We start from the raw sequence: 4,625 nt of genomic DNA, 5'->3' as shown, positions 1-4,625 counted from the left end.
GGCTTGCGAAAGCCAACTTGCACGGGGCGAAGGATCAAAAAGTGCTCGCTGGCGGTGATAGGGAAAGTGTCGGCGCCGGCTTCACGGATTCAGGTATGAAGTCATTGACGATGAGCTATTTATTTATGTCATTGCCGTCGGAAAACGCGATAAAGGTAAGGTCTACGCTTCGCTCAAACGCCGCATGTGAGCTAGAGCACGACGATATATTGAGCATCCAAGATGTATCGCATTGGCAGCAAATGGCGTAAATAAGCTTGATATAAAATAGTTATGATCAATGGTTACATGTCCTAATAATTGCAGGCAGTAACTATTTAAGCGCCTAAAAAACTCGAGAGAAAAAATGGGAAAGCTCTTTTCACTAATAGTATTGGTAGCGCTTGGCTACGCTGGCATCTACTTCTATTACGGGGTTGTTGTTGAGCGGGAAATCCAGGAACAGTTGGATAGCCGCGGCCTTTCCGCTGTTAGCATCGATAACGTTGAGTATGATGTGCTGGCGCCGGTTAGCACCTCTGCGGAAATCGCTGTCACCGTGACTTACCGCGGCTCCCAAGCAACGCTGGATTTGGCAGTACAGGGCCACCCTCTGTTTTCTGATGAAGTAACGGTCGAATTTGATGGCCTACAAGCACTAAGGCTGGGCATCAGCTTCGGGCAGTAAGCGGCAGCCATACATGCTCCACGCCTATCGAAACCGCCACTACTACCAGCAACCCAGCCATTAACCAATTAAAGCCCTTAACGATTGCCGGGCTCTTAACACGGCTGCCTACCGCGCTGCCAATCGCGATATAGCTACCGGGGGCGCCTGCGGCCAGCAGCGCCAGCCCGAACGCCCACACCACTAAACTAAGCCCATGAATGCCAGCGGCCGGAAACTGCAGAGTGGTAATCGGTAAGGTAGCCATCAGAGCTTTCGGATTCAGCAACTGCATGACCAGCCCATCGCGAAAATTGAGTAGCCGAGGGGCATTGTCTAGCGAACTTAAATCCGCGCTTGAGCGGGCAAGCTTGATCGCGAGATAAACGATATAACTGCAGCCTAGCGCGCTGACTACCACCAGCGCGTCATCGTCGATCCATGCAGCGCCCGCCCAGCCCAATACCAATAAATACGCCAGCATTGCGGTGCCCACGCCAAGGCAAAACCCCACCGATTGCCTGGCTTGGCCACTGATACCAACGTTCAAGCCAAGCAGATTCACAGGCCCAGGCGAATACATAGCGCCCAGGGCATAGGCGACAATTGCTAGCATGGTAAAACCTCTATTTTGGTAGTTAGGTGTTAGCGCGCGATATCACGCTGGTACTGGTGGGGCGTCATGCCATAAATACGCTTAAAGCGGCGATTGAAATGGCTAAGATCGGCAAACCCATAGCGCAAAGCGACCTCGGTTAACGAGGCACCGACATCCAGGGCAGAACGGGCCGCATTGATTCGGCAATTGATCACATACTGATGCGGCGTGATGCCGTACTGCTGACGAAACAGTCGCAAGAAGTGGTATTTGGAAAGATGAGCCGCTTGGCTGATGTCATCGAGGGAGATATCCGTATCCAAGTGAGCGTGAATATATGCTTTAGCCAGCCCCAGCAAGGCATCGGGGCGGGTGGTCACTTGGCTTGGCTGAGCAATGCCACCAAGCTGAACGGTCCGCTCGATGACCTGATAAAGCGCATTCTCCTGATCGATACAGCTATCGGTGTGAGACGTGATCAAGCGCGCCAGTTCCAAAATGGCGTTGCGCAGCGGAACATCCTGAATCAGCGTGCTCCGTGAACGAAAGCACACCGACTTTTCATGACCCAAAACTTCCGCAAACTGCGCGTTAACCTGTTCAGGGTGTACATACACCATTAGATAATCCAGCACGTGCTCACCACCGGGTTCGCCATCGTGAACTTGTTCGGGATTAAACAGAATAACGTTGCCAGGAGGGCTGCGGTGAAACCGCCCGCCGCTGAAGAAATCCTGACGACCCGCCAGGGTGACACCGAAAGCATACTCCTCGTGGGCATGGCGGTCGTAGCTGAAATCCTCAATGGCAGCATGAAGCACCGTCAGCGTTGGCACGTGCTGGCTCTTGATGAATTGAAACCGGCTTGCGTTACTCATGCCGCCCCCTCCTGATTAGTCACACCACCTAGCTTATGCCATCGCTACCTCTCAATGCTTGTACATAATTGCTAAACGTCATCGCTGATCGGTAAGTCATTACAGGGGGTGGTATCAACTAATCTCAAACAACAGGCACAGTACCGCCATCGATCACATACTCCGTTCCCGTGATGGTGGCCGCCAGCGGTGATGCCAGAAACGCAATCAGGTTGGCCACTTCAGCAGGCTTCGAGGGTCGGCCAATAGGGATGCCGCCCAGCGAGGCCATGATGATCTGCTTGCCGCCCTCGTAATCAGTGCCAGCCTGTTGGGCAATCCGCTCTGCTAGTGCAACGGCGGCTTCCGTCTCGATCCAGCCCGGTGAAACCCGAACCACACGCACCCCTTTGGGTGAGACTTCCTTGGACAAGCTCTTGCTATAAGTGGATAGCGCCGCCTTGGCAGCCGCATAGGCCGTGGTCGACTCGGGCAGGGGGAGTTCACGCTGAATGGAGGTTACGTGGATAATCACCCCATCACCCTGGGAAAGCATGCCGGGCAACAGGGCGCGATCCAGCCGCACGGCGGGAAACAGATTGATGTCGAGCTCGCGCTGCCACTCCTCCTCCCCAAGGGCAGCGAACCCGCCGCCGGGGGCGGATGAACCACCCAGTACGTGAACGATAATATCCACCCAGCCCAAGCGATCGTTGACCGCATCGGCCACCGTGGTACAGCCTTCGGCCGTCGTCAGGTCAGCGGCTACAAACAGCTCATCAGGCAGGGAAGCGGGGCGAGTACGGGCGGCTGTCAGTACCTGCGCGCCTTCCTCGCGAAAGAGTGACACCACGGCAGCGCCAACCCCTTTGCTACCACCGGTGATCAATACACGTCGCCCGTTCAAGTTCAGGTTCATTAGTGGATCTCCAATGACTGGATTTGCGTATCGGCAAGCTGGAAAGTGTGGTCAAGTTGCACCGGGCTGCCGGGGAAGTTGCCGGTCACCGTGGCGGTAACCACCATTTTGTTGCCTTGTTGGGAAACACTGACCGGCTCGACGCGATACTCAATCTTGTCACGGGTGGCGCGCATCCAAGCTTGAATAGCGGTTCGCCCGCGGTGTGTCTCTCCTTCATCAAACACACTGGCATCTTGGGTAAAGCATTCGCCAAGGTGGGTATCGTCCGCCCCGTTACTGATGCTGAAGTAAGTGGTGATCGCGTCTGGAAGTGACAAGCTCATGATGGTCATCTCTCGTAAGTTAATGTGAGAGAATATTCTGCCTAGACTGACGCGTTATCAAGAACGCACAAAAAGGTAAGTGGCTTACCAATGAGAAAGATTTATACGCCCACTACCGCCGCAAGCGATGTGGAAAATGCATTAAAAATGTTGGAAGGGCGCTGGAAGCTCATTATTCTCTTTCATCTCTTCGATGGAAAAGTGCAGCGCTACTCCGATTTCGGAAAACTCATCCCTGACATCTCCCAGAAAATGCTGGCCCAACAGCTACGCCAACTGGAAGCGGATGGCATTGTGGCCCGCAAAGTCTATCCCCAGGTACCGCCGAAAGTGGAGTATCGCCTTACCGAATGGGGACAAACGCTCTGCCCGGTGCTGGATGCCTTGCTGAAATGGGCAGAGCAGAAGGATCACTTCAACAACCCTGTCGAGCAGAACGAACAAGACGATGCCGCCACCCAATGAGAGCCGCCTAATGCATTACCGCACCATGACCATCAACGACTACGACGCCGCCATTGCCCTGTGGGGCGAAAGTGAGGGGGTGCGGCTGCGCGATGCCGATTCACGGGAAGGTATTGAGAAATACCTGCTGCGCAATCCCGGCCTGAGCTTTGTGGCAGAAGCAGAAGGGGAGCTGGTGGGAACGATCATGGCGGGACACGATGGCAAGCGCGGCTATGTTCAGCACTTGTCGGTATCGGACGCCCATCGCCGCTTAGGCATCGCAACACGGCTGGTAAGCCTCTGCCTGGAAGCGCTCAAGATCGAAGGCATCCAAAAATCACACCTGATGATTCTTCCCGAGAACGAAGCTGCCAAAACATTCTGGGCCAACCAGGGCTGGGCGTGCCGATCCGATATTTTGCTCTATTCGTTCGTGAATGGAGATAACCAGAACGTTTAACCAGGCAGGCGAAGCACAATATGCTGGCGCTTAAATCAGGCTTGCTCATCCTTGCTTCTCCTTTCCTGGGCAAACGAGAGGCATTCGCCAAGGTTGCACAGGCTCAGTATCATAAGCAGCCTAAATCAAACCACAGAAGTCATCATTCATGTCGTGCCCACCTTGCCCCAATTGCCAATCTGAATTCGTCTATCAGGATCAAAGCCTTTTCATCTGCCCAGAGTGAGCCCACGAATGGAACCCTTCTGAGGCTGAGGTGGAAGACACAGTGACGATAAAAGGTAAGCGTTCATTCTAAGACGTCCTGCCGCCCGGCTGACATTCGCCCTACAGTAACCTCACATTTGCCCACACGAGGTTACCCCCATGAGA

General features: G+C 54.2%; 8 protein-coding genes and 1 pseudogene. 5 read left to right on the top strand and 4 right to left on the bottom strand.

Annotated elements, in window-relative coordinates; all coding sequences use genetic code 11:
* Together ACQKE4_RS20085 and ACQKE4_RS20080 are read left to right on the top strand one after the other, a co-directional pair.
* On the top strand, positions 1-251 hold a 251-nt coding region (locus tag ACQKE4_RS20085; RefSeq protein WP_427389988.1), incomplete at its 5' end, for a hypothetical protein.
* A gap of 95 nt (positions 252-346) precedes the next feature.
* A complete protein-coding gene (locus tag ACQKE4_RS20080) occupies positions 347-667 on the top strand; it encodes a hypothetical protein (protein ID WP_427389987.1) in 321 nt (106 codons plus the stop codon).
* Here the strand turns inward: ACQKE4_RS20080 and ACQKE4_RS20075 are convergent.
* The 4 genes from ACQKE4_RS20075 to ACQKE4_RS20060 all read right to left on the bottom strand — a co-directional run bounded on the left by ACQKE4_RS20075 (position 651) and on the right by ACQKE4_RS20060 (position 3,346).
* Entirely contained in the window at positions 651-1,262 is a 612-nt protein-coding gene (locus ACQKE4_RS20075) for a LysE family translocator (protein WP_427389986.1), read from the bottom strand. The two genes, ACQKE4_RS20080 and ACQKE4_RS20075, sit on opposite strands and share 17 nt — an antisense overlap.
* Before the next feature lie 29 nt (positions 1,263-1,291).
* On the bottom strand, positions 1,292-2,122 hold the full coding sequence (locus tag ACQKE4_RS20070) for an AraC family transcriptional regulator (protein ID WP_427389985.1): 831 nt from the start codon (positions 2,120-2,122) through the stop codon (positions 1,292-1,294).
* Positions 2,123-2,246: 124 nt separating this feature from the next.
* Positions 2,247-3,020 (bottom strand): SDR family oxidoreductase, encoded by a 774-nt coding sequence (locus ACQKE4_RS20065; RefSeq protein ID WP_427389984.1) that lies wholly within the window; start codon positions 3,018-3,020, stop codon positions 2,247-2,249.
* Positions 3,020-3,346, bottom strand: coding sequence for a nuclear transport factor 2 family protein (locus ACQKE4_RS20060; protein WP_427389983.1), 327 nt, complete (start codon positions 3,344-3,346; stop codon positions 3,020-3,022). Before ACQKE4_RS20060 ends, ACQKE4_RS20065 begins: the two co-directional genes overlap by 1 nt.
* A gap of 90 nt (positions 3,347-3,436) precedes the next feature.
* Here ACQKE4_RS20060 and ACQKE4_RS20055 point away from each other — a divergent pair, with 90 nt between their 5' ends.
* The 3 genes and pseudogenes from ACQKE4_RS20055 to ACQKE4_RS20045 form a co-directional block, all read left to right on the top strand.
* Entirely contained in the window at positions 3,437-3,811 is a 375-nt protein-coding gene (locus ACQKE4_RS20055; RefSeq protein WP_427389982.1) for a winged helix-turn-helix transcriptional regulator, read from the top strand.
* The gene (locus tag ACQKE4_RS20050; RefSeq protein WP_427389981.1) at positions 3,795-4,253 is read left to right on the top strand and encodes a GNAT family N-acetyltransferase; all 459 of its coding nucleotides are present in this window, start codon (positions 3,795-3,797) and stop codon (positions 4,251-4,253) included. Before ACQKE4_RS20055 ends, ACQKE4_RS20050 begins: the two co-directional genes overlap by 17 nt.
* A 148-nt stretch (positions 4,254-4,401) precedes the next feature.
* A pseudogene (locus ACQKE4_RS20045) lies at positions 4,402-4,476 on the top strand (alkylphosphonate utilization protein); the annotation flags it as partial.
* Positions 4,477-4,625 lie beyond the last annotated feature (149 nt).

Origin of the sequence: Halomonas sp. NPDC076908 (genome assembly GCF_050269715.1) — a bacterium.
Lineage (GTDB): Bacteria > Pseudomonadota > Gammaproteobacteria > Pseudomonadales > Halomonadaceae > Vreelandella.
Note: the sequence above shows the minus strand (reverse complement) of the source record. Positions and strands in the feature narration are given on the sequence as shown.